We start from the raw sequence: 24,450 nt of genomic DNA, 5'->3' as shown, positions 1-24,450 counted from the left end.
TGTCCTTTTCATTCCGGGGGTATAAATAAGAAGACAGACAGCTTCTAAGAAGAAGCGCAGGAGGGGAGTCACAATGGCTGATCGCAGGCAAAGAACACAACCTGAGAAGAAAACGGCGCCTAAGAAGAAAAGAAGAATGTCGGGGAAAACATGGTTTTTCCTGTTATTTTTCACTGTAGTTATAGCTATCGTGTGCGGGATCATCGGGTATTCGCTTATTATTTTGAATGGTGAGCGGCTGCTGAAGGAAAGAGCCGATATGATGGTTATGGGCGAAGCATCCATTGTTTATGATGCGAATGGAGATGAAATTTCTCGATTGTCCACACCAGAAGAAAATCGTGAAATTGCCGAATACGATGAAATTCCGAAAGAAATGATGAATGCCGTGGTGGCGACGGAGGATCAGCGTTTTTACGAGCATGCCGGCATCGACTTTTTTGCAATTGGCCGGGCACTCGTCAAGGACGTTATCGCACGCAGCGCGGTCGAGGGCGGAAGTACGATTACCCAGCAGCTAGCTAAAAATATGTTTTTATCCTCGGATAAAACGCTGTTCCGGAAAGCGACGGAAGCTTCGATTGCTGTCGCATTGGAAAACAACAATACGAAGGAAGAAATATTGACGCTTTATTTAAACCGGATTTACTTCGGCAAAGGCATTTACGGCGTCAAGGGAGCTGCAAAATATTATTTCAACACCGAGCTGAAAGACTTGAAGCTGTGGCAAATGGCGACGCTCGCCGGCATGCCGAAAGCGCCAAGCCGCTACAACCCGGTTAATGATGCGGAAGGCTCCAAGGTGCGCCGTGGAGTTGTGCTTCAGCTGATGTACGATCAGGGCTACATTACGAAGGACGAAATGGACGAGGCGAAGGCCGTCGATTACGTGACTCCGCCAACCGTAGAGCAAAGCAAGGACGAGCCTTATAAAGCGTTCGTTGACTACGCAGTGGAAGAAGCTTTGAGAGTTATGCCGGATATGACTGAAACGGATCTGCGTATTGGCGGTTACCGAATCTATACGACGCTCAACCCAACAGCGCAAAGCGTCGTTGAGAAAGAATTTGCCGACGACTCCAACTTCGAGGAAAGCGTCGACGATAAGAAGGTTCAAGGCGCAATGGTCATTATCGACCATCGGGACGGGGCCATCCAAGCCATCGCAGGCGGCCGCGATTATGAACGCAAAGGCTTGAACCGCGTGGAATTGCCGCGTCAGCCGGGATCGGCGTTCAAGCCGATTACTTCTTACGGCCCGGCGCTGGAAACCGGTCAATATTTTCCGTGGACGGTTTTGAAAAATGATAAAACGTGCTTTGGCAACTATTGTCCTAAAGATTCAAGAGGCGCAACGCCGATTACGATGCAGGAGGCGGTTAAGCATTCCCGCAACTTACCTGCCGTATGGACGCTGAATGAAATTGGCGTTAGCAACGGCGTTAAATTTGCGACAAAGCTTGGTTTTGAGCTGAGCGACCAGGATCGCAATCTTGCGATTGCTCTTGGCGGATTGACGGAAGGTGTTACACCGCTGCAAATGGCGACAGCTTACAGTACTTTTGCCAATAGTGGACAAACCGTTGATTCCCATACCATTAGAGAAATTACGACGAGCAGCAATACGGCTGTCTATACGTACAAAGCTCCGTCAACTGAGCAAGTTATGAATGTGGATACCGCTTGGTATATGACTGAAATGCTGCAGACCGTTGTCCAATCCGGAGGTACGGGAACAGGCGCGGCAATAGATCGCCCAGTTGCCGGCAAGACGGGCACGACTCAGCATGGTATTCCCGGCTTTAACTCCAGCGCAAACCGTGACGCTTGGTTTGTAGGCTATACACCGGAGTGGACAGCCGCTGTATGGATGGGGTACGATCGAACAGATGAGCAGCATGTGCTCAAGAAAAGCAGTGCCCAGTCGGCTGCCATGTTCTCCAAGGTGATGAAGCAGGCGATGGCAGACATGCCGAAGACCAGCTTTAAGAAGCCGCAGGGCGTGAAAGAGCCGGTTAAAGATGTCGGAGCAGTAACGAATTTTAACGCTGTGTTTGTTCAAGAGCAAATGAAAGTTGCTTTGTCATGGCAAGGGGCAGCAAGCAGCAACATTTCGTATAAGGTTTATCGCAAAGCGATGGATCAAGCGGATTTCAGCTTGTTTGTTGATGCTGCTGGAACAACCGTTGATGATATGTCCGTTGCACCAGGCATGACGTACGACTATTATGTCGTAGCAATCGATGCGGAAAACAACCTGACAAGCAAGCAGTCTGAGACGATAACCGTACAAATTCCCGAGACGGTCATTGATGTTCCAGACGTTCCGATGGATTCCATTGATCCTGATGAAGGGGGTATTGAGCTGCCATCCTTTAGTCCTGACGGCGGTATGACGCCAACCCCGACGCCTAGCATGGAGACACCTCCAATTGAATCTGTCGACCCAGGGACAGTTAGTCCCGAGCCTACGGATAACATGGCTAGCCCTCCAGTTGAAGAGGGCTGGCAAAATGGCGGCAATGTAGGCGGAGGGGATAATCCGGCGAACGCGACGCCGGACCCCGCCCAAGGGGATGGAACGACTAACGAAGCCGGGTAGCAAGCGGCAATACGTAAGGAGCTGGTTACAGGAATGAGCAGGAAACAGTGGTCGGTATGCAGTGCTTTTGTAATGGCACTTTTCATAATGACATTGCTTGCCGGCTGTGGAGCGAAAGGAAGCTTGACCGGTACAGGAACGGCGGCGGAATCCGGCAATGCCGAGAAGGTGATGCGCTGGGAGCGCATGCCGGAGATGGAACTGGATCTCAATAAATCGTATTCCGCCGTTTTTACAACGAATAAAGGGAACTTTACTGTGAAGCTGTATGCGAATGAAGCGCCTATAACGGTAAATAACTTTGTTTTTCTGGCTCGCCATGGCTTTTATGACGGTTTGACGTTTCATCGCATTATTGAGTCGTTTATGATCCAGGGTGGCGATCCGCAAGGCAATGGCGTTGGGACACCTGGTTATTCGATTCCTGACGAGCTGGATACGGAAATTAAGTATGAGTCTGGCATTGTTGCAATGGCAAATGCTGGGAAGCCGAATACCGGCGGCAGCCAATTTTTCATTTGCACAGGCTCTGGCTCCGAGAATTTGAATCAGAACCCGAACTATTCCATTTTCGGCAAAGTCGTAAGCGGTATGGACACGGTGCTTGAAATTGCGAAGACGCCAGTTGACAATAATGAGCCGCTTGAAGAAATCATTATTCAAAATATAGTCATCCAGGAAAAATAGCTTTGCCATCGCCGTCCCGTTACCGGGGCGGCGATTTTGCAGTGTAAGAAGGCTAAGCTTGGTTTATTTTTCAAGTCGGGTGGAGATGAGCGGCTGGTTATGGTAAGCTTTTTACAAAGCTATCCTTTACCATCGAAAGCCGTTACTTTAGGGCTTATCTCAACGGAAAGGTACGTTCCGTATGAAACGAAAATTTTCTGACCGTGCGAACTGGCGTCGCATTTTGCGCAAGAGCTACTCTTGCATCACGCTGGACAATGATGAGTTCCGAGGCTTGGTAACCTTTTACCGCATTCACGAATTGCGGGAGCCGCTTTGGAAAGAGTACAACGGACGTCGGCTTTGTCTGGCAGATCGAGGTTATTTGTGGATGCAGCATTTTCCTCGTGGCGAGCATTTCGTCGTGACGACGATGTTTGATGACAAGGGCCGTGTTGTGCAGTGGTACATTGACATTTGCAAGACACAGGGACTGACGGATCAACAGGTTCCCTGGTTTGATGATCTGTTTCTTGATGTGGTTGTGCTGCCAAGCGGTGAAGTATTTCTGCTCGATGAGGATGAGCTTGAGGATGCGCTGCGTCAGGGCGATGTAACAGGCAAGGAGGCTGCTATGGCACGCAAGACAGCCGGCAGGCTGCTGTCCAATATTCGCAATGGGCGTTTCCGTTATTTTACGCTTAGCTTGAAGCATCGCAAAAGCTTGGTGGAGAAGACAGGAGAGTTAAGCGAGTCATGAAGCAAATGCTAAGGACAGGGAGCAGCCGACGCAAGTGGCGGACAAATAAGCGTCCGGGGCTGCTCCTGTTTCGTATGTTGGCCTGGTGCACCGTTGCAGGGGTTTTCTGGTGTGGTTATGTATTATGGGTTATTAACAGCTATGATGCTCCTAAAGAGCGCGAGAAAGCGGATGTCGGTATCGTACTCGGCGCTGCGCTTTGGGACAATGTGCCAAGTCCGGCGCTTAAAGAGCGTCTGAACTTGGCCTATAAGCTCTATGAGCAAGGCAAGGTGGACAAGCTCATTATGAGCGGCGGTCTTGATGCAGGGGGCGCTGTTGTGACAGAAGCAGCGGGAATGAAGACGTATCTGGTCAATAAAGGCATTCCAGAGGACAAGGTGCTGCTGGAGGACAAATCGACGAGCACGTATGAAAATCTGCTTTTCAGCAAAACCATTATGGAGCGCGAAGGTTTTGCGAGCGCTTTAATTATTACCCATCAATTCCATGCGCCTAGGGCACTGGAAATTGCGAAATTTTTGAATTATGAGTCAGTAGAAGCTGAGGGTACAGCATCACAGGTATTGAAGCCGTGGAACGCTGAGGGACGCGAGGTTCTGGCCTATACGAAATGGAAGCTTGACGCCCTGATACTTTGGCTGGGGTGATCCTATGACAGCTTTAGTTATAAAATCTGTTAATAGGACCGTTTAAGCCTGAATACACTTGTAAAGCGGAACAATGCCCAAGCAGCGAGATTGCTGCAAGGGAGCGGTCTGCTTGAAATATAGGAAAGTATATGATTTTCCCATCCTTTCTCTATATTTCTCGGACTGAAACGCGCCGCGCCGTCAAAGGACGGCGACAGCCGTTTCACCTTGAATGCGGCGCTTATGCAAATGCGCTCATTCCTAAAGACAAGTGCGAAGGATAGGTGATGCGTCAGATGAGCGGACAGGTCAAATCGGGCACAAATAGCGGACCCAGGCCTTCAAGGCAAATTAACGTTATTCTCAGAAGCCATGAGACGTATGCAGTCGCAGCTGCTGCGCCCCTCACTGAAAGCGAGTCTTTGTCAGCGGTAAAGCCTTTGCCTGCGAGCGACCATTTTGCTGAAATTCAGAAAGAGCTCGAGCCAATGGTCGGGATGGAAAATGTGAAAACGCTGATTTATGAAATTTATGCCCTTCTCTATATAAGCCGCATGAGGACGGAAGCAGGTCTTTTTGGCGGCTCGCATGTGTATCATATGATTTTCAAAGGCAATCCCGGTACTGGGAAAACAACGATTGCACGCATCGTCGCCAAGCTGTTTCAAAAAATGGGCGTGCTGTCGAAGGGCCATCTGATTGAGGTAGAGCGTGCTGATCTTGTAGGTGAATACATTGGCCACACGGCGCAGAAAACGCGCGATTTGGTACGCAAGGCCATGGGCGGCGTGTTGTTTGTCGATGAGGCTTACAGCCTTGCCAGAGGCGGGGAAAAGGATTTTGGCAAAGAAGCGATTGATACGCTTGTGAAGTGCATGGAAGATCGGCGCAATGATTTTGTGCTGATTCTAGCCGGCTATCCGGCCGAGATCGAGCATTTTTTACTGACGAATCCCGGTTTGCCTTCGCGGTTCCCGATTCAGATTGATTTTCCTGACTATTCGGTGGACCAATTAATTCAAATTTCCGAGCTGATGTCCAAGGATCGTGATTATCATTTGGCTCAGCAGTCCATATTTAAGTTAAGGCAGCATTTAATGACGGAGAAGCAAAATGACATTTTTTCCTTCAGCAATGCAAGATACGTTAGAAACATATTGGAAAAGGCGATTCGCCATCAGGCGGTGCGGCTGCTGAATCATTATGCAAGCGGTGTACCGCCAAAGCAAGAGCTGTTGACCATTAGGCCTGAGGACTTCAAATGGGAGCCGAAAGCTTGATGGAGCCACAATGAACGATTGAGAGGGTAAACCTATGCGAGAAAAGACGCACGATACACAGACTGAAATTCAGGACCGCGCTATATTGGTCACTTTGGTTACGCAACAAATTAAACGAGGTTCCAGTGACCCGGAGCATTCGCTTCAGGAACTGGTGAAGCTTGCTGAAACGGCAGGCGTTGAAGTGCTCACAACGTTAACGCAAAACCGTGAAAAGCCCGATACAAAATGGTTTATCGGCAAAGGCAAGGCGGAGGAGCTTCGTCTGGTAGCCGATGAAATGGGAGCGACGACTGCCATTTTTGATCAAGAGCTTTCCGGGGCGCAGGTGCGCAATCTCGAAGAGATGCTGGATGTGAAAATTGTTGACCGGACGCAGCTTATTTTAGATATTTTCGCCCAGCGTGCGGGAACGCGCGAAGGGAATATACAAGTTGAGCTGGCACAGCTCAGTTATTTGCTGCCGCGCTTGTCGGGACACGGCAAAAACTTGTCGCGTCTTGGCGGCGGCATCGGTACGCGCGGTCCCGGCGAGTCCAAGCTGGAGACAGATCGGCGCCATATTCGGGGGCGAATCTCTGATCTTAAAGCCCAATTGGACGAAGTTGTTCGCCATCGGCATTTATACCGCGAGCGCAGAAAAAAATCCGGCATCATTCAAGTGGCGCTAGTTGGCTATACGAATGCGGGTAAGTCAACGCTGCTGCGTCAATTGACGGATGCCGATGTATATGTGGAGAATCAGCTATTCGCTACACTTGACCCAACTTCACGCACGCTGGAGCTCCCTAACGGCCGAGAAGTGATTTTGACCGATACGGTAGGCTTTATTCAAAATCTTCCCCATGATCTCGTTGCCGCTTTCCGCGCGACGCTCGAGGAAGTGAACGAGGCGGATTTAGTGCTGCATGTTGTAGACAGCAGTTCGCCGATGCGCGACGAGCAAATGGCCGTTGTAGACCGCATTCTGAACGATCTGGGGGCCGCGGGCAAACCGACGCTGACGATTTATAATAAGATTGATCTTTGTTCGCCTGAAGAAGCCTACACGCTTCGTTCTGGTGGAGATTCTCTAATCATTAATGCGTACAAGGAAGCCGACTTGAAGCTGCTTTGCGATACGATTCAGGAAAAGCTGATGGGGGATACCATTGTTTTTGCGCTGCCAGCCGCGAGAGGGGATTTAATCGCGCTTGCTTATCGTACAGGGGAAGTAATTGAGCAAGAAGTGGATGGCGAAGAGGGAGAACTGCTCCGTCTGACGATTCAACTAAGCAAACAGGATTATGAAGTGAATGGGCACCGCCTGCATCCTTATATCGTATAAGGATGCCTCGAAGCCGATCGACAAAAGGGAGAGACTACAGCAGCAATGAACGGAAATAGCGGATTTGAAAATGGACGGAGTGGCAAGGAAGAAGACTTGGTATGGAAACGGCTTGAGGAGCTTGCTGAGGAAGCTGAGGAGCTTGCAGGCGATCGAATGAAGGCGGTTGACCGCATTGCAGAACGCAATCAGTGGAAGGTCATTCAGGCTTTCCAAAAGCATCGTGTCAGCGACTATCATTTTAGCGGCTCCACTGGCTATGGTTATAATGATCGTGGGCGTGAAGTGCTTGATTTGGTATATGCCGATATATTCGATGCAGAGGCAGCGCTCGTACGCCCGCATTTTGTATCTGGGACACATACAATTAGCTGCGCGTTATTTGGGGTTTTAAGACCAGGAGACGAGCTTTTATACGTTACAGGCAAGCCCTATGATACGCTGCATAAAGTCATTGGCAAGCCGGGCGATGGAAAGGGCTCCTTGCAGGATTTTGGCATCCAATACAATGAGGTGGAACTGCTGGAGGATGGCGGCCTTGACTGGGCAGGAATTGAAGCAGCTATTACATCGCAAACTAAAGTAATTGGCATCCAGCGCTCTCGCGGCTACAGCTGGCGTGCTTCTTTTACTGTGCAGCAAATTGGTGAAATAACGAGCCGCGTCAAGCAGATCAAACCTGATGTGCTTGTGTTCGTGGACAATTGTTATGGTGAATTTACCGAGCTTTTGGAGCCGACCCAGGTTGGCGTTGATATAATGGCAGGTTCATTGATTAAAAATCCTGGAGGCGGTCTTGCCACGACTGGCGGATATATTGCCGGTACAGCAGCAGCAGTCGAAGCAGCGGCTTACCGCTTGACCGCTCCAGGCATTGGTGGCGAGGTAGGCGCCATGCTGGGAACGCTGCGCTCGATTTACCAAGGGCTGTTTCTGGCCCCTCATTTAGTGGGACAAGCGGTTAAAGGCAGTGTGCTCGCTTCGGCATTATTCACTCAGCTTGGATTTGATACGCAGCCTCACTGGGATACACCGCGCACGGATTTAATTCAAGCTGTCAAATTTGGCAGCGCGGAGCACCTGATTGCTTTTGTACAGGGCATTCAGCAGGCAGCGGCAGTTGACTCCCATGTTACACCAGAGCCATGGGATATGCCCGGTTATGAACATCCTGTCATAATGGCGGCAGGAACGTTTATTCAAGGCGGAAGCCTTGAGTTATCTGCAGATGCGCCAATTCGCGAGCCTTATATCGCTTACATGCAGGGTGGGCTTACGTTTGCCCATGCGAAATACGGTATTTTGACGGCATTGAAGCGTCTCGTTGTTGAAGGATTAATTGTAATTAAACCTCACACAACTTGACACTTCCTTGGTAGGACGTTAAAATAGATGTAAATGAGCGACTGGAAGGTTGATGTGATATGGCTGACGAGATACGTAGAAATATGGCCTTATTTCCAATAGGCATTGTAATGAAGCTAACTGATTTAACCGCCCGCCAAATCCGCTATTACGAGCAGCATGAGCTGATCGTTCCAGCGAGGACGGCTGGTAACCAACGGCTTTTTTCCTTCAATGATGTGGAACGGCTGTTGGAGATTAAATCGTTGATTGAGAAGGGTGTCAATATTGCCGGGATCAAGCAGGTTATGAATCCGGTTTCCAAAGAATCCGACGATGCGACTATTGTTAGTGAGCAATCGGAGGTTACGCGTAAGGAACTGTCTGATGCCCAGCTTCACCGGATGCTTAAGCAGCAACTATTGGAGAAACGGCCTGGTCAGGCCTCGCTTATACAGGGTCAGCTATCGCGTTTCTTGCACAAGCGCTAGGGTGCAATCGTACGATTATAATCAAGCAAACAAGGGAGATGACTTTTAGTGAGCTACACAAAAGAGGATATCAAGAGAATTGCCGAGGAACAAAACGTAAGATTCATCCGCCTTCAATTTACAGATTTGCTGGGAACGATTAAAAACGTTGAAATTCCAATGAGCCAGTTGGAAAAAGCGCTTGATAATAAAATGATGTTTGACGGTTCTTCCATCGAAGGTTATGTGCGCATTGAAGAATCTGACATGTACCTTTACCCTGATTTAGATACATGGGTTGTATTCCCATGGGTTGCACAAGATCGTGTAGCTCGTCTAATCTGTGATATTTATATGCCTGACGGCACACCTTTCGCAGGGGACCCGCGCGGTATTCTGAAACGTGCGCTAAAGGAAGCGGAAGAAATGGGTTATACGGCGATGAACGTCGGTCCTGAACCGGAATTTTTCCTTTTCAAAACCGATGAGCGTGGCGAGCCTACATTGGAACTGAATGACCAAGGCGGATATTTTGACCTTGCACCTATGGATTTGGGTGAAAACTGCCGCCGTGAAATCGTATTGACGCTTGAGGAAATGGGCTTTGAAATCGAAGCATCCCACCACGAGGTTGCCCCAGGACAGCATGAAATTGATTTTAAATATGCAGATGCGATTAAAGCCGCTGACCAAATTCAAACGTTCAAGCTCGTTGTTAAAACGATTGCGAGAGAGCATGGCTTGCACGCTACATTTATGCCTAAGCCGCTGTTCGGCGTTAATGGATCGGGTATGCACTGTCACCAATCGCTGTTCCAAGGCAGCACCAACGTATTTTATGATGAGAGCGACAAGCTGGGCCTTAGCGCAACCGCTCGTTATTATATGGCAGGTATTTTGGAGCATGCTCGCGCAATGGCTGCTATTACAAATCCGACAATCAACTCGTACAAGCGTCTTGTACCGGGTTATGAAGCTCCTTGCTATGTGGCATGGTCTGCAAGCAACCGCTCGCCAATGATCCGTATCCCGGCATCAAGAGGACTGAGCACGCGCGTTGAAGTGCGTAACCCAGACCCTGCTGCCAATCCATATTTGGCACTTGCTGTTATGCTGAAAGCGGGCCTGGATGGAATCAAGAACAAAACAGCTCTTCCAGCTCCAACAGACCGCAACATCTACATCATGACCGAAGAAGAGCGTATTGAGTCCGGCGTGCCAAGCTTGCCGGTTGATCTTAAGGAAGCGTTGGACGAGCTGCTTCGCAGCGATGTTATCTGCAGCGCGCTCGGCGAGCACGCTCTGGCTCACTTCTACGAGCTGAAAGAAATTGAGTGGGATATGTACAAGACGCAAGTCCACCAGTGGGAAAGAGATCAATATTTGACATTGTTCTAAAATTAAAAGGATAGTATTTACAAAAGCCCTGTCAGCCATTAGGCTGGCAGGGCTTTTGAGTTTTGTTAGGACACATCGCCATAGGCCACTCGTCGCGGACATATCCCTTTTAAGTGGGCTTGTTTTTTAATGACGCTATAATAGAGACCTCATTCGTTATTCTCCTCCTGGCGCTTTAAACTCAACTTCACCACATTCTCCCCTTGTCATGTATGACATCATTCTACTGCAAAATTTGCATCTTGGCGATATTTGGAATAGGAGGGCAGTGTGGAATGAGAATTTGTTAATCTTTTGTCATTCATCTGTTCTTTTGCTCAGATATAATTTCTATAAAATAGTTGAAAGGGGAGAATAGTATTGAAAAGAGAGCTAGGCGTAATGATGCTATTGAGTGCCGTTTTGCTTACAGGATGTGGATCAGAGTCTGCGACGGTTATTCAGGGGTCGGGCGAGTCTACAAGTAAACAAGTAACCACACAGCCGGAACAAGATATTGATGTAAAAGGGATTGGGGCTTCTCAGAATGAAAAAGTAAAACTTTATGCAACGACCGATGGGTTAAGAATGGATATTAATGGTATCGAAGAGGACTTTGATTGGAAATTCCCAGGTGATACGGGAACAAATCCGCAGGTAAACTATACTGATCTTACGGGTGACGGGAAGGAAGAAGCCATAATTATTATTCAGACTGGAAAAGGAACAGGATTAAATAACTATGATATTCATGTAGTTAATGCCGAGGACTTCTCCGAAATTAAAGTCCAGAATTATGAGGACATTGTCGCCGACCAAATTGATTCGCATGTTGCTAAAAATGGTGATGGTACATTAGCCATTACAGTTAAAACACAAGGGAAAGAATATAATTTTAACTTTGATTATGATCCAGCACCAGATTATAAGCAAGAGGAGCTGGCTTTTGGTGGTGTAGTTATTTATACATTGGAGAATCAGAAAATAAAATTAAACCTCTCAGGATCTGTTGGTATATCTCCCGAATATGTTTGCGATTTCAATATTACATATAAATACGACAGCGCCAAAAATGAATTTGTTGCAGATCAAATTGAAGTCAAACCTATTGAAATATAAAATGATTAAATTCATCATGAAAGGAAATCCTGAATGGAGGAGGGATGGGCGATGTGTGGACGATATACGATAACTTCCAATATCGAAGAGGTAGTTGAAGTTTTTTCTGTGAGGAAAACGAATTATGAATATATGGAGCGTTACAATGTAGCTCCAACACAATTGGTTCCGGGAATAATTAATAATGATGGGCAGCGTATTATGGAAGACTTTAAATGGGGGCTTATACCGTTCTGGAGCAAGGATTCAAAGATTGCGTACAAGACCATAAATGCGCGGGCCGAGGGAATCGAGAAGAAGCCAGCATTCCGTCACCTCTTGAAACGAAACAGATTACTCATCCCTAGTGATGGTTTTTACGAGTGGCGCCAAGAAGAGGGAGGTAAGCAGCCCTTTAGGTTTCAGTTAAAAACAAAATCTGTTTTTGCGTTCGCTGGTTTGTATGATACCTGGCGCAACCCTGAAGGGGAAGAAGTGCAGAGCTGCACGATTATTACAACAACACCAAACGCGCTAGTATCGGATGTACATGACCGTATGCCGGTTATTTTAACTGGTGAAGCTGCAGCCAGTTGGATAAATGAAGACATGGAGGGCACTGACGATGTCCTGAGTTATCTCAGGCCTTACCCAGCAGAGTTAATGGTGAAATACCCTGTATCGAGAAATGTTGGGAATGTCAGAAACTCCTATGCAACACTAATAGAAGAAGTACCATTAAATTCTAAGTAAGGCCCGCTGTGGCGGGCTTTTATATTTCTTCAAGATTCAGACCTGCACGATGGCCAATGATTTCTCGATTGGTAAAGGTACGCCGTTCTTGTTTTGGCATTATAGAGTTCCGCTCCCTTCATAATGATAGGTTTATTCTGCAAGCCCTTATTTTGAGGGCTATTCGCTGAGAAAATGTGCAGAGCAGTTATACGGTGAAGTCACTCATGTCACCTTGTTTTACTGGCGACATAAGATTCTTGCTGCACTGAAGCAGGTACCAACCGAAGTATTTCAAGGTATCGTTGAAATGGACGAGACCTACTTTCTGTACTTTAGTAATGACCAAGTGTGTGTACTCGTTGCCCGTGACCGTCAGAAAACAGATTACTGTACCCTAAAGAATAGATACTTTGTAAAGTCTCTCTTTGGGGTATTTTTATTTTTTACATTCACGTGGCTTTTTGGTTGTCTGTGGTGTCTAATTTATTGTAAATCAAGAGGAGGTTCTTACCATGTCAGGAGCTCATGACACAAAACCTGTTTATCCGGATGAACAGGACAGTATCACCAGCTTTGAATCCACGTATGAGCTGTATCGTCAAAGAATTTGCAAGTACTTTTCGCTGAGATTGAACCCAATGGTTGCAGATGATCTGACTCAACAGGTTTTCTTGAAAGCAGTGCAGAATCTTCACAGGTTTCAAGGTAAATCAAGTTTATTCACCTGGATATTTAAGATTGCTCAGAATACGGTGAAAAACGAATATCGAAGGTTATCGCGAAAAAAAGAAAAAGAAATTCCATTTGATTTTACGGAATATGAGTCACAGTCGATCTCCCTTGAATTTACGAAATATGTTGATTTTCGAATTGATATCGGAGCTGCGCTGAAAAGGCTAGATGAAACTGACCAAGAAATCATTGCATTACGCTTTTTTGTGGACTGCACTTTGCTTGAAATTTCTAAGATCGTCGGGATGCGTGAAAGTGCAGTAAAGAACAGATTATACAGATCTTTAGAAAAACTTAAAAAGGAACTGAAAGAATGGGGGAACGTTACCATCATGTCTATTCAAGATTTAATTTCAATTGTTAATAAGGGGGAAAACGAGGGTTCAAACAACAGACTTAATAAAGTACACCATGATCTTTTCAATGAACTTAGCAATCACGTTGAAAGAATCACATTTAAGTACAATCACCAACCATCACGAAAAGTAGTTATTGAAGTATATCCTGATCTGCCAACATTTTACCAAGCAGTCGGAGAAGCAGATGCTCCCAATTGGTTCATGGGTACGATATCAATCGATCTTAAAGGTACGGTTCACTTGTTCACCATATGGCTAATTAGTGAAATTAATCCGAAGGCTCAAAAATGGATCAGGCAGGGAATAGGCGTATATGAAGCCAAGCTGATGACACAGGACTATATTGAAGGTACAACGAAAGAGGCTATTCACAATTTAGCGATCCCGACATTTGAACAATTAGATAATGATACCTGGGATTTCGAGACGATGAAGGGTTTTCAGTTCTCGTATATGTTCGTGGAATTTGTTGTTCAGCGATATGGAATAGATCATTTAAACAAATTGATCCGTAACCCTCAGGATTTTAATGGGATCTTTCAAAGTTCCGAGAGTGAATTGCATCAGAAAATGATTGAGTATATAAAAAAATAACCGATACTAAAGTGTATTTTGCCCGGGGAATGAACCGGGCTTTTTTTGCATTTTCAATTGGAAAATCAAGGGCTTTTTGCGTTCGTCGGACTTTTTAAAAGTAATTTGGTTTTTATTTGTCCCCAAATCCGAGTAGTTTAGGCTGGCGAAGTAGTCCGGAGTCAGTAAATTCCAGAGCTGTAACACGAGCTGAGAAGGGGACTGAAAGCCACACAACATCAGATTTTACCATGCCAGGAGTGAGCTCTTTAAAAGGGCACTCACCAGGATGATCTACCATGAACTGATGAAGCACTTGCTTGGATGCTTGATCCAAGCCCGACACATGCCCGATGTAACGATTTTCATATCGCAGGACAAGGCTTGAAACAAGTCCATCCCGCAGTTTTATGCCGACAACATCTGCGACTATCCGTACTTCTTTGCGTTTTTTAAACCAATATTGATGCTTTTTTCCCTCCATGTAAGGGCTATCTAATCTTTTCGAGATAATTCCTTCCCATTCTCGCTCATTCAACCAATTCCAAAGTGCTTGTCCATCGAAATGCAAATCTGTTACGAAGAGACGTGGGCTTTTCTCGGGGAAGGTGGCTTGCAGCCTCTCAAAACGTTCTTTATAAGGGAGTTTGCGAATGTCCTCACCGTTCGAATTGAGCATATCAAACATTACAAATATAAGGCCATCATCAGGGCTTCGTTTTCGCACCCCTAACTTGGCCCTTTGAAAATTTGGGCGCACCCCATCAAAATAGGCGATTTCTCCATCCAAAATACAAGGGCCAACTCGGATCGGCTCTAATAAGGCCACTATTTCCGGGAAAGTATGATTACGCGGCTCCAGCCTTCGTCCGAATAGTTCCACCCTCCCTACACCATCTAAGCGGGCCAAAGTGCGCACGCCGTCCCATTTAATTTGATAGCCCCATTCGGGGCCTTCGGGAATATCGGGGGAGGTTATAGGAGCCATAGGGACAGTAGGGAGCTGCATGTTCATGATACGTTCCCCTTTGCTTTGGTTGTTCTCTTTTTCTTGGTTGGGGGAGCGTTTGGAGGTATGGCGGATTTTGTAGCGTCCAAACTTGCTTGTAGGGCGGCCATCAGATCGATGACATTGGTTCGTCCTTCAGCTGTCGGTGCAGATACAACATCAACACTCTGTCCTGCTATTTTATGTTGAATCAATTCAGTTAATGCGATACGGTAATCGTCCGTATATTTGGCAGGATCAAACGGCTCACTAAGCTGCTCCACAAGCATCTTGGCCATATCGAGTTCTTTTTCGTTAATCGTTGTTTGAGCAGGGATGTTGGGAACCTGAGATATGGCTCTAATTTCATCTGGAAAAAACATCGTTTCCAAACATAAGCAATTTCCCACGACTCTGACAGCTGCTAGGCTGCTTTTACTGCGAATGGTTATTTTTGCAATGCCGATCTTGCTAGTCTGCTGGATTGCTTCTAATAAAAGGCTGTAGGCTCCAGCTCCTGTCATATCGGGGGAGAGGTAATAGGCCTTTTGAAAATAGATCGGATCAATTTCAGATAAGTCCACGAAATCTAATATCTGAATGGTCTTAGCGGACTCGGGTTTAATGGCATCAAGCTCTTCTTCTTTAACGATCACAAATTTATCTTTTTCGTATTCGAAGCCTTTCACGATTTCATCTGGACTTACTTCTTTGTTACAGTGTCGGCAAGTCTTCATGTAATTGATTGGCATCCCACATTCTTTATGCAAGCTGCGAAATGAAAGGTCCTTATCCTCTGTGGCAGAGTGCATCTTGACTGGTACATGTACGAGACCAAAGCTTATAGCGCCTTTCCAGACGGTATGCATAATAATTTCACGCTCCCTTTTTTTATTTAAGGTTGCGCTGTTTTTGGAAAGATATTCGTAACAATCTGTTGGTTATAAAAATCATAATATGGATTGTTTTTTATGGGGAAGTTCTTTAAGGTTGCGTATATCCATCTGGTATTAAAATTCGTTCTTGCCAATAGAGTTGCGATCATGCAATGATGAAAGTAATAAACCTGAAAACCAAAATTTAAAATAAAATAAAATAAAAGATGGTGGCGCTATAAATGGAAACAGCGAGTTATCTGCTTTTTAGCATATTGGATGCAATTGCGATGGTTGTATTGATGATTAAATCTTACAGGCAGCCACTTGCAGCATATAAATGGAATGTTCTTTTCATTTGTATTGGGGTCGCTGGTTGGTCATATGCCGTTCGGGTTGTTGTTGGGTTATCTCCATACATAGATATATTTGGCCAATTTTTAATCTTCGCCGCGTTTTTTCGTTTTTCTCTTAAAATTAGACTTGTTTATTCTGGTTTGATGGTAGCGGTAGGTTATGCTGCCTATGTATGCATTCAGTTCCCGATCTATTTTGCCGTGACAGCACTAGGTGTTAGCGATGTTATAGCTCTAAATACGGGAGGCAACGGGGTTATTGCGATTCAATTTTTCACAGATGCTGCTTCTTTGATGGTCGGATGGCTGATATCATTGTTTAATTACGGTTTTACTTTCATTGTCATTCCTCCGCATGACTTAAGCCGCAAGGAGAAACTATTCAACGGAACGAATGGAATGCTTGCCGTATCCACATTGGCTGCTGCAGCAATAATCACGACATCCTTATATTTGACCGTACATTACGATGCAGCCTTGTACGCGTACCCCTTGGTATTATTAATACTTGGCGCCCTGTATTTCCTTTCAAGAAGGAGGGAATCAGAAGATGATAGAATTTATTTCACGAAAAATGGCGCTATTTATAAAAAGGTTCGATCCTAAGGGTGATGTGTCTGTAGAAGTGATGGCATTTTCGTTGGGGAATCGGATTTGTTCTGCAACTATAATCGTGTTCACATTGTTAATTGGGATTGCAACAGAATCTTTTATACCGTCATTAATCGGTTTAGTGGCTTTTTGGACTTTGAGGAAGTTTACTGGGGGCTTCCATTTCAAGTCTTTAACAACATGTGTAGTCGTCTCAACTTTCCTTTTATCTATAATTCCACATATTGTATTAAGTGGCATGGTCATGATAATATTGATATTGTTGAGTTTAACGTTATTGATTTGCTGGAGTAGAGGCAGTGATAGGAATATACCTTTGCTGCTCATTTTGTCAAATATATTTTTTCAATCAGATGTTGTTGCGTTAGCTTTCTTCGCTCAGATGGTATTGGTAATCATTCATCAAAGGGAGGGAGGTGTTGAATATGATGCAAAAACTAGCGCGTAAAATTGCAGAGAAACTGCAAAAAGACGCTGAACGTTCCGTTGCAACTGGAAATCGGAAAGGGTTCATTGGAGCCCAACCAATCCCGAAAGAACTTCGTAAGTAGAGTGGCTATCATATGGATCTAACGACTGAGATTTTAGGACAACGAATTTTCGATGGGGAAATCGATGGAGAGCAATTTGATACATTCAAATTAGGTGAAGTTTTTTTTGTGGATATATTTCAGCCCAAAAAAAACTATCATATTCCGAGATTCCATACTACTAAGGGCCTTTTCACATTCATAACGACACTTGAAGCGTGCAAACAAATATTTTTGCCATTGGGATTTGTTGCACTGGATGTTAACAACCTCGTGAACGTACAGCATATTCGCGAGGTAACTAAAACATTTTACGCAATAACTGCACATTTCGAAGGCGGTTATACAGCAAACGTAGCTAAAGGAAAACTACCATTAGTGGAACACTTACTAAAAAAGGGCTGAATCCAGAATTGGGTTAGTCCTTTTTTAATACACATTTTCATTATTATGTCAATAAAAATCGATACTAGTATCGAACGATTAAACAATTCGACAAAAAACGACAAAATGCATGAGTATCCTGTGTTATATTAAAAATGTAAAACAGAGGGAAACAAATATCATTATAGAGACAGAAAGATATTAAAGCAGGAATGATCGAGTTCCAGGCAGCGGGGAGATAAAGCCGCAATTATTTTCGTCTCACAGTCCAGCGAACTGGAACTACTTTCACTCCGCTATACTGTTGATTACGGAAGTTTGGCTCTTCCTCGCTGGGTTCGATCAGATCCATGACTTCTAATGAATGATGAAACAATAGCATAGATAAGGGTAACCGATTGTAAATTCGAAGAGGGCTGACACGAGCATTACTGATGTAGATATCAGTAGTGCTTTGTGTCAGCCTTTTAATATGGTGTTAGTTATTGCGAAAATCGACACTACTGATCTGATCGTGTTGAAACGTAGACTGAGAATTTTTATATATTTTTTATTATTATATACAAACCCATATTATATTTGCCGATATAAGGTATATTATGTTGAGCAAAGGGGATCTAAATATGGCAAAACGTAGAAGGAAGAAAGAGGAATTGGATCCGTTACAAGCATTAGTGTTGCTTCTTATGCTTGGTGCAGGTTTTGGTGCTTACAAGCTTACAAATTCTTTTATTTTAGCGGGTGCCGCATTTGGTGCGGTTATGATGTTGTATGCAATTGTAGCGATATCAATTGCTCGCAAACGTAATGAACGCCTTAAACGTTCCGGTATCGCAGAAATAGATAAGATGGAGGGCCGACAGTTCGAGAAGTATCTTGGACATCTTTTAGAGGCTCATGGCTATAAGGTAACGGTGACGCAGGCAGCAGGAGATTTCGGGGCAGATCTTGTTATAGCAAAAGGGGAGCAAAGGGTGGTCATTCAAGCTAAACGTTATAGTAAAAATGTCGGGATTAAGGCTGTTCAAGAAGCACAGGCTTCTATCGCACATTATTCGGCAAGTGAGGCATGGGTCATTTCCAATAGTGGATATACAGAAGCTGCAATCATCTTAGCAAAATCAAATGCCGTTCGGCTTATTGATCGAGCAGAGCTCATTGAAATGATTTTGAAGATCAATGCCGATAGATCAATTTCAACACCACATTCCGTCCCAGAACAAAACAATACAGAGAAAATGAGTACGAAGCAAATAAGAACAGAAGTAGCATGTGCAAAATGCGGCCAGCCCTTAGTTCGTCGTAAAAGTGCGCGTGGAGAGTTTTTGGGTTGTTCAAGCTTTCCTAAATGTCGTCATACCGAAGCGGTATGATTAGGAAGATCGTGAGCTAGAAAAAATCCTCTGCCTAAATTAAAAAGCTGCATCCAACCCGTTTCTTGTGCGGGCAAGGATGCAGCTTTATTCATGTAAGAAGGTATGAAATTTCAACGATTAATGAAAATCTCGGAACAGGCCGATGACTTTGCCTAAAATCGTAACGTTCTTCAGGCGGATAGGTTCCATGGTTACATTTTCCGGTTGGAGACGGATATGATCCTTCTCGCGGTAAAAGGTTTTGACCGTTGCTTCATCGTGCTCAGTCATTGCGACAACTATATCACCGTTAGTAGCGGTTTGCTGCTGGCGTACAATAACGTAGTCGCCGTTATGTATGCCGGCTTCAATCATGCTCTCGCCAATGACATTAAGAATGAATACATCATCATCTCCTACGTAATGAGAAGAGATAGGAAAATATTCTTCAATATTCTCGGTAGCGGTAATCGGCACTCCGGCAGTAACTTTACCGACGATTGGTACATGGGTAACAGCAGGACGGATAATCCCGTCGACATCTTCCTGATCCAAAATCTCGATAGCGCGAGGTTTAGTCGGATCGCGGCGGATAAGTCCTTTCTTCTCCAGACGGTCCAGATGACCGTGAACAGTCGAGCTTGAAGCAAGTCCAACTGCTTCTCCAATTTCACGTACGGAAGGCGGATAACCCTTCTCGCGAACTTCGTTCTTTATAAATTCCAGAATCGACTGCTGGCGATTGAAAGCTTTGGACAACACGATCACTCCAGTTCACGCACTTCATGATGAGTGCGACATGAATTTTGATTGAATCTTTGATCCATGCACTTCAATCGAAGTGCAATATGAGTATTTATTGCTCAAATTATAACATGGAACCGCCGTTCGTACAAACATAAGTTCCTAAAAACAAAAGTTCGCATTGTCTGTTGACCACAAACAAATGTTCGTGTTAATATCAAAACAGAACAAACGTTTGGGAGTGAGGGCAATGATCATTTATCCAGAATCCTATCAATCTATTTTCTCAAAGAAAGCGCCTGTTAAGGCGGTAAAGATGAAATGGCAAATCAGCAAAGCTGGATTTAGCAACTATGTTTTGAAGTTGGCAGTGTGTCTGGCTCTGTTTATAGTATTGTTTTCAGGTCTTTTATTGGTGCGCACAGAAGCTTCGGTGAACCATGTTGCGCCAGCGGTTGCTGGAGAGCAGACGGTAGTGGTTACGCAAGGTGATACATTATGGGAGCTTGCACGCAAATACTCGGACAATTCTGAGGATATACGTTGGTCCGTCTATCAAATACGGGAGCGCAACCATCTGTCGTCACCGGATATATGGCCTGGGCAGAAGCTGGTTATTCCTTCGCCATAGTGTCGTTTAGCAACATGGTCTGCATGATAGAAATCATATAGCTGAATAATGGGGTTCAGGGAGTGCCAATACGATACCTAAAATACAGAATAGATCGGAACAATGATTGCATTATCATTGAACGATCTATTCTGTATTTAACGTTAGTTGTCAGAATTCACCCTCTTCTAAAGTGGGGGATGACTGCACCAAAGAACTATGCAAGCAGCCAGTTGTGTTCTTGATGCGATTACAAACATGCTGAGATGAAGAATCTTGCCTTGCGAGAATGGGCATGCCCAAACTGTCATTCGCATCATGACAGAGACGTAAACGCTGCTCAAAACCTTCTGAAACTAACCATGTAAATGGCATCTATTAGAGGTAAGGAATCTAGCTTGTAAGCTTGGGTAAACTTGGAGCAGTAGCTTCCATTGACCAAGAAGCCACCACCTCATAGTTGGTAGGTAATTCACTTATCGCCGCGTTTTCTTGACAACAACGCATTGGTAATGTCAAAGTAGAAAGAGTTTGGGAAAAGTACAGCAAGTGAGGTGAGCAATCAATGGAAGAGCTTATTGCCAGAATTAATGAATTATCCCGTAAAAATAAAACAGTTGGTTTGACGCCCGAGGAACTGACGGAACGGGCTGAACTGCGCAGTAAATATATGGAGCAGTTTAAAAGCAATTTTCGCCAACAGCTAGATACGATTAAATTCGTAGAAGATGAAGAGAACGAAGCGGGAGACGAGAAGCCACAGCATTAATTATTTTAATGGGAGAGGCGGATTATTTTATGAAATATCAACTGCTTGGACGTAGTGGACTAGCTGTTTCTGAACTTTGTCTTGGAACGATGACATTTGGCAATACAACAGATGAGCAGGATTCGCTTGAGATGATTAATCGTTTTGTGGAGCGCGGCGGCAATTTTCTCGATACGGCGAACGTTTATGTAAGCGGACGCTCAGAAGAGATCGTCGGAAAAGCGATTAAAGGCCGTCGTTCTGAAATGGTCGTTGCGACGAAAGTTAGAATGACAACATCGCCTGATATTAATGGAGTAGGGTTGTCCCGCAAGCATATTATGGAAGGCGTGGAAGCGAGCCTTAAACGACTGCAAACCGATTACATTGACTTGTACCAGGTTCATGTATGGGATCATGCTACGCCGATTGAAGAGACGCTTCGTACGCTCGATGATCTTGTCACATCTGGCAAGGTGCGTTATATCGGCTGCTCCAACTTTTTTGCTTGGCAGCTTATGAAATCTTTGGCTTGGAGCGATGCTAATCGGTATGTACGCTTTGTTTCGCTGCAACCTCAATATAGCCTCGTCAGCCGCCAGATGGATCGCGAAATGATGTCGCTTTGCCTAGAAGAAAATGTTGGCGTTATCCCATGGGCTCCGCTTGGTGGCGGTTTTCTGACAGGCAGGTATGATCGTACAGAGCCGACAGAGGGCAGATTGACGAGCAAAGTAGGCGAAAGTGCTTGGGCAAACCGGGCAAGTGAGCAAAACTTTGCTGTTTTGGATGCAGTATTGGCAGCCGCCAAGGAGCTTGATAAAACACCTGCTCAAGTTTCATTAAATTGGCTGCTGCAAAGGGAGGGCATTACTTCACCAATCTTTGGAGCTAGTACGCTTGCGCAATATGAGGATAATATGGGAGCTGTCGGCTGGACGATGCCTAAAGAAATATGGAACCGTCTGGACCAGGTCAGCGCGCTTGCCGAAGACTATCCGAATCGATTTATTGCAAAATTCAAACGTCCGTTTTAACGAATTACTGTGAAACCTAGAGATATACGGTGTCAGCCTGCATCACTTGTCAGACTTGAATTACTAAGCGTGATTTTGTGCTGCAGCATAATAAGGAGGAACGACTTTGTCACGTACATGGGAGCGCAAGGTGCGCCGAAATACGAATCAAATTAACAAAAATCGCAAAAAACAAGGCGGTCCAAGCTTTAAGCCAGCCGGAGCCCAGTCAGATCGATTTGTTGGTCGCAGCTATATTGCGCCGATTTTGCTTCTGCTGTTTATTGCCATGTACGTTATACTTGCCCAAATGGACCCGCAATTTAAATTCGACACCTTGCTAGGTGTGACAATTGGCTGCTATGTATTTCTGGCAATTGTGTTTTTCCTGCGGCGCCCGTATATTACAATCGGTAAAAACTATGTTCAAACTCGCAAGATGACTGGCGACAAGCGGCTAGGTGCAGAAGCGATCAAGACGATTCGCGTACAGCCTGGCTATGTGTCGATTGAACCGCAAAAAGGATCGACGTGGGCTTTTTCGCGAGTATTTCATCGTTATCCAACGGATGAAATCAGCGCAAGATTAGAGCAATTTGCCAAAGATAACGGTATAACATACGAACAAAAATAAAACGACCAGGAGCGTCAGTGAACAATGGCAAAGCTAGCGGTATTATTTGATTTGGATGACACACTGCTATGGGATGACCGTAGTGTAAAAGAAGCATTTGATGCGACCTGTCGAGCGGGTGCGGAAGCAGCGGGCGTAGATGCTGTAGAGCTGGAGGAAGCTGTTCGCAAGGAAGCTCGCAGCTTATATGAATCGTATGAGACGTTCCCTTTTACGAAAATGATCGGAATTAATCCTTTCGAAGGCCTATGGGCTAACTTCCGTGAGGGAGAACAGGAGGAGTTCAGAAAGCTGGAGCAGCTTGCACCCACTTATCGTCGTGAAGCATGGACGAAAGGGTTAAAAGCGCTGGGCGTAGACAATCAAGAGCTTGGCGCCAGACTGGCTGAGCAGTTTCCAGCAGAGCGCAGAGCGCGCCCGATTGTATATGATGAAACGTTTCGATTGCTGGATGCGCTAAAAGGCAAGTATAAGCTGCTGCTGCTAACGAACGGTTCACCTGATTTGCAGCAAGAGAAGCTTACAGGTGTTCCACAGCTCACGCCTTATTTTGATCATATCATTATTTCTGGCGCTTTCGGGGAAGGCAAGCCAGCAGCTTCGATTTTCCGCCATGCACTGGAGCGCCTTGGTATTGAACCGGAGCAGGGCATAATGGTTGGGGACAAGCTGACTACGGATATTTTAGGTGCAAATACCATTGGCATGGATTCAGTATGGATTAATCGCCATGGCGCTGTTCGTTCGGATGAAATTGTGCCTACATATGAAATTAAGCATTTAGAGGAACTGCTGCCGCTGTTGGGGTAACCGCGTATACTCGCGCCATTGCTGCTGCATAAGGATAAGAAGAAGCCCCTTGGTCCATTGGAAATGGCTCAAGGGGCTTCTCTCTATAATGACGTAAGCTGATGAAGGAACAATCAAGCTTTAGTAAAAGCAGGATCTTCGAACGGGTGGGCAATCCAGCCCTCTGTTTCAATAAACAGGCGAACAGCAACGATTTGACGATTATCCATCAATGTGAAGAAGTGAGGAATTGTTTCTGGAACCGAAATAACGTCTCCAGCTTCCAGCTCAACGTCGAAATAACCGACTTCTTCACTGCCTTTAATAATAAAGATGCCGCGTCCAGCTGTAATCGCCCGCACTTCATCTTCCGTGTGTGTATGGACTTGCTCAAAACGTTTCAAAATATCATCAAGACCTGGGGTAGCGTCTGAAAGGGCAACGATATCCCATGTTTTGTAACCGCGACGCTGAGCAAGCTCGCGAATTTCAACATCGTAAGTAGCGAGAATTTCCGCTTTCTCTTCATCGGATAATACAAATTTATCTTGCAGATGGCTTGGCAACTTACTAGCATCCCAGTGTTCATAAAGAACTTCTTGACTTTCCAAAAACGCGCGAACGTTCTGCTCGCCAGATATTCTTTCCTCAGTATTGCGAATTCTAATCTCAGCCATCACAATTCCCTCTTTTCCTATTGAAATTAAATGTTATATTAAATATATAATGATTATAATGCAAAAACAAGCGATTGTCGATTGCAATTGCTTTTCACATTGCGTCGATTCTGTTAAACTGAACTTTAGTGATTTTCACAGGAAGGGTGCACATAATTGTCGAAACCAACCATACAG

The 24,450-nt window shown here is 45.2% G+C and carries 26 protein-coding genes and 2 pseudogenes; 24 read left to right on the top strand and 4 right to left on the bottom strand.

Annotated features, from left to right (window positions below; all coding sequences use genetic code 11):
* The first annotated feature begins 73 nt into the window (after positions 1-73).
* From ABEW34_RS20265 to ABEW34_RS20205, 13 genes and pseudogenes are all read left to right on the top strand, one after another.
* Positions 74-2,602, top strand: a complete 2,529-nt coding sequence (locus ABEW34_RS20265) for a PBP1A family penicillin-binding protein (protein ID WP_430161164.1) — start codon at positions 74-76, stop codon at positions 2,600-2,602.
* Between the two features lie 33 nt (positions 2,603-2,635).
* Positions 2,636-3,289, top strand: a complete 654-nt coding sequence (locus tag ABEW34_RS20260; protein WP_430161163.1) for a peptidylprolyl isomerase — start codon at positions 2,636-2,638, stop codon at positions 3,287-3,289.
* A 181-nt stretch (positions 3,290-3,470) separates the two neighbouring features.
* Positions 3,471-4,028 carry a DUF402 domain-containing protein gene (locus tag ABEW34_RS20255; RefSeq protein ID WP_099520162.1) on the top strand — a complete coding sequence of 186 codons (558 nt, stop codon included), beginning with the start codon at positions 3,471-3,473 and terminating at the stop codon, positions 4,026-4,028.
* On the top strand, positions 4,025-4,678 hold the full coding sequence (locus ABEW34_RS20250; RefSeq protein WP_430161162.1) for a YdcF family protein: 654 nt from the start codon (positions 4,025-4,027) through the stop codon (positions 4,676-4,678). Before ABEW34_RS20255 ends, ABEW34_RS20250 begins: the two co-directional genes overlap by 4 nt.
* A gap of 278 nt (positions 4,679-4,956) precedes the next feature.
* The gene (locus ABEW34_RS20245; RefSeq protein ID WP_430161161.1) at positions 4,957-5,940 is read left to right on the top strand and encodes an AAA family ATPase; all 984 of its coding nucleotides are present in this window, start codon (positions 4,957-4,959) and stop codon (positions 5,938-5,940) included.
* A gap of 34 nt (positions 5,941-5,974) precedes the next feature.
* Positions 5,975-7,267 carry a GTPase HflX gene (hflX, locus tag ABEW34_RS20240; RefSeq protein WP_430161160.1) on the top strand — a complete coding sequence of 431 codons (1,293 nt, stop codon included), beginning with the start codon at positions 5,975-5,977 and terminating at the stop codon, positions 7,265-7,267.
* Positions 7,268-7,312: 45 nt separating this feature from the next.
* Positions 7,313-8,632, top strand: a complete 1,320-nt coding sequence (locus ABEW34_RS20235) for an aminotransferase class I/II-fold pyridoxal phosphate-dependent enzyme (RefSeq protein ID WP_430161159.1) — start codon at positions 7,313-7,315, stop codon at positions 8,630-8,632.
* A gap of 59 nt (positions 8,633-8,691) precedes the next feature.
* Complete coding sequence (locus ABEW34_RS20230; protein ID WP_046232536.1) at positions 8,692-9,102, top strand: MerR family transcriptional regulator; 411 nt, start codon at positions 8,692-8,694, stop codon at positions 9,100-9,102.
* A 48-nt stretch (positions 9,103-9,150) separates the two neighbouring features.
* Positions 9,151-10,479: a type I glutamate--ammonia ligase gene (glnA, locus tag ABEW34_RS20225; RefSeq protein WP_430161158.1), complete on the top strand. Its 1,329-nt coding sequence runs from the start codon at positions 9,151-9,153 to the stop codon at positions 10,477-10,479.
* A 360-nt stretch (positions 10,480-10,839) separates the two neighbouring features.
* Positions 10,840-11,577: a hypothetical protein gene (locus tag ABEW34_RS20220; protein WP_430161157.1), complete on the top strand. Its 738-nt coding sequence runs from the start codon at positions 10,840-10,842 to the stop codon at positions 11,575-11,577.
* Between the two features lie 51 nt (positions 11,578-11,628).
* Positions 11,629-12,309, top strand: a complete 681-nt coding sequence (locus ABEW34_RS20215; RefSeq protein ID WP_430161156.1) for an SOS response-associated peptidase — start codon at positions 11,629-11,631, stop codon at positions 12,307-12,309.
* 154 nt (positions 12,310-12,463) lie between these two features.
* A pseudogene (locus ABEW34_RS20210) lies at positions 12,464-12,622 on the top strand (IS1595 family transposase); the annotation flags it as partial.
* 181 nt (positions 12,623-12,803) lie between these two features.
* The gene (locus ABEW34_RS20205; RefSeq protein ID WP_430161155.1) at positions 12,804-13,976 is read left to right on the top strand and encodes an RNA polymerase sigma factor; all 1,173 of its coding nucleotides are present in this window, start codon (positions 12,804-12,806) and stop codon (positions 13,974-13,976) included.
* A gap of 112 nt (positions 13,977-14,088) precedes the next feature.
* Here ABEW34_RS20205 and ABEW34_RS20200 read toward each other — a convergent pair whose 3' ends face one another.
* On the bottom strand, positions 14,089-14,970 hold the full coding sequence (locus tag ABEW34_RS20200) for a DNA ligase (protein WP_430161154.1): 882 nt from the start codon (positions 14,968-14,970) through the stop codon (positions 14,089-14,091).
* The gene (locus tag ABEW34_RS20195) at positions 14,967-15,812 is read right to left on the bottom strand and encodes a Ku protein (RefSeq protein ID WP_430161153.1); all 846 of its coding nucleotides are present in this window, start codon (positions 15,810-15,812) and stop codon (positions 14,967-14,969) included. The genes ABEW34_RS20200 and ABEW34_RS20195 overlap by 4 nt, the downstream gene beginning before the upstream one ends.
* Positions 15,813-16,060: 248 nt before the next feature.
* Here ABEW34_RS20195 and ABEW34_RS20190 point away from each other — a divergent pair, with 248 nt between their 5' ends.
* The 5 genes from ABEW34_RS20190 (at position 16,061) to ABEW34_RS20170 (ending at position 19,073) form a co-directional block, all read left to right on the top strand.
* Positions 16,061-16,780, top strand: coding sequence for a hypothetical protein (locus ABEW34_RS20190; RefSeq protein ID WP_430161152.1), 720 nt, complete (start codon positions 16,061-16,063; stop codon positions 16,778-16,780).
* Entirely contained in the window at positions 16,725-17,234 is a 510-nt protein-coding gene (locus tag ABEW34_RS20185) for an accessory gene regulator B family protein (protein WP_430161151.1), read from the top strand. Before ABEW34_RS20190 ends, ABEW34_RS20185 begins: the two co-directional genes overlap by 56 nt.
* Positions 17,212-17,337 (top strand): hypothetical protein, encoded by a 126-nt coding sequence (locus ABEW34_RS20180; RefSeq protein ID WP_341277886.1) that lies wholly within the window; start codon positions 17,212-17,214, stop codon positions 17,335-17,337. The genes ABEW34_RS20185 and ABEW34_RS20180 overlap by 23 nt, the downstream gene beginning before the upstream one ends.
* 12 nt (positions 17,338-17,349) lie before the next feature.
* Positions 17,350-17,721: a LytTR family transcriptional regulator DNA-binding domain-containing protein gene (locus tag ABEW34_RS20175; protein ID WP_430161150.1), complete on the top strand. Its 372-nt coding sequence runs from the start codon at positions 17,350-17,352 to the stop codon at positions 17,719-17,721.
* A gap of 602 nt (positions 17,722-18,323) precedes the next feature.
* On the top strand, positions 18,324-19,073 hold the full coding sequence (locus ABEW34_RS20170) for a restriction endonuclease (protein ID WP_430161149.1): 750 nt from the start codon (positions 18,324-18,326) through the stop codon (positions 19,071-19,073).
* Positions 19,074-19,193: 120 nt separating this feature from the next.
* On the opposite strand, the gene lexA is transcribed toward ABEW34_RS20170, so the two are convergent.
* Positions 19,194-19,814, bottom strand: a complete 621-nt coding sequence (gene lexA, locus ABEW34_RS20165; protein WP_430161148.1) for a transcriptional repressor LexA — start codon at positions 19,812-19,814, stop codon at positions 19,194-19,196.
* A gap of 235 nt (positions 19,815-20,049) precedes the next feature.
* On the opposite strand from lexA, the gene ABEW34_RS20160 reads away from it, so the two are divergent.
* The 6 genes and pseudogenes from ABEW34_RS20160 (at position 20,050) to ABEW34_RS20135 (ending at position 23,617) form a co-directional block, all read left to right on the top strand.
* The gene (locus ABEW34_RS20160) at positions 20,050-20,430 is read left to right on the top strand and encodes a LysM peptidoglycan-binding domain-containing protein (RefSeq protein WP_430161147.1); all 381 of its coding nucleotides are present in this window, start codon (positions 20,050-20,052) and stop codon (positions 20,428-20,430) included.
* Between the two features lie 191 nt (positions 20,431-20,621).
* Positions 20,622-20,777, top strand: a pseudogene (locus tag ABEW34_RS20155) (zinc ribbon domain-containing protein); the annotation flags it as partial.
* Between the two features lie 197 nt (positions 20,778-20,974).
* Complete coding sequence (locus ABEW34_RS20150; protein ID WP_046232545.1) at positions 20,975-21,178, top strand: DUF896 domain-containing protein; 204 nt, start codon at positions 20,975-20,977, stop codon at positions 21,176-21,178.
* 29 nt (positions 21,179-21,207) lie between these two features.
* On the top strand, positions 21,208-22,194 hold the full coding sequence (locus tag ABEW34_RS20145) for an aldo/keto reductase (RefSeq protein WP_430161146.1): 987 nt from the start codon (positions 21,208-21,210) through the stop codon (positions 22,192-22,194).
* A gap of 106 nt (positions 22,195-22,300) precedes the next feature.
* Positions 22,301-22,807 carry a hypothetical protein gene (locus ABEW34_RS20140; RefSeq protein WP_430161145.1) on the top strand — a complete coding sequence of 169 codons (507 nt, stop codon included), beginning with the start codon at positions 22,301-22,303 and terminating at the stop codon, positions 22,805-22,807.
* 24 nt (positions 22,808-22,831) lie between these two features.
* Entirely contained in the window at positions 22,832-23,617 is a 786-nt protein-coding gene (locus ABEW34_RS20135) for an HAD family hydrolase (RefSeq protein ID WP_430161144.1), read from the top strand.
* Between the two features lie 113 nt (positions 23,618-23,730).
* On the opposite strand, the gene ABEW34_RS20130 is transcribed toward ABEW34_RS20135, so the two are convergent.
* Positions 23,731-24,273, bottom strand: coding sequence for a 1,2-dihydroxy-3-keto-5-methylthiopentene dioxygenase (locus ABEW34_RS20130; protein WP_430161143.1), 543 nt, complete (start codon positions 24,271-24,273; stop codon positions 23,731-23,733).
* Positions 24,274-24,450: the final 177 nt, after the last annotated feature.

Source organism: Paenibacillus algorifonticola, assembly GCF_050481745.1.
Lineage (GTDB): Bacteria > Bacillota > Bacilli > Paenibacillales > Paenibacillaceae > Pristimantibacillus > Pristimantibacillus algorifonticola_A.
Note: the sequence above shows the minus strand (reverse complement) of the source record. Positions and strands in the feature narration are given on the sequence as shown.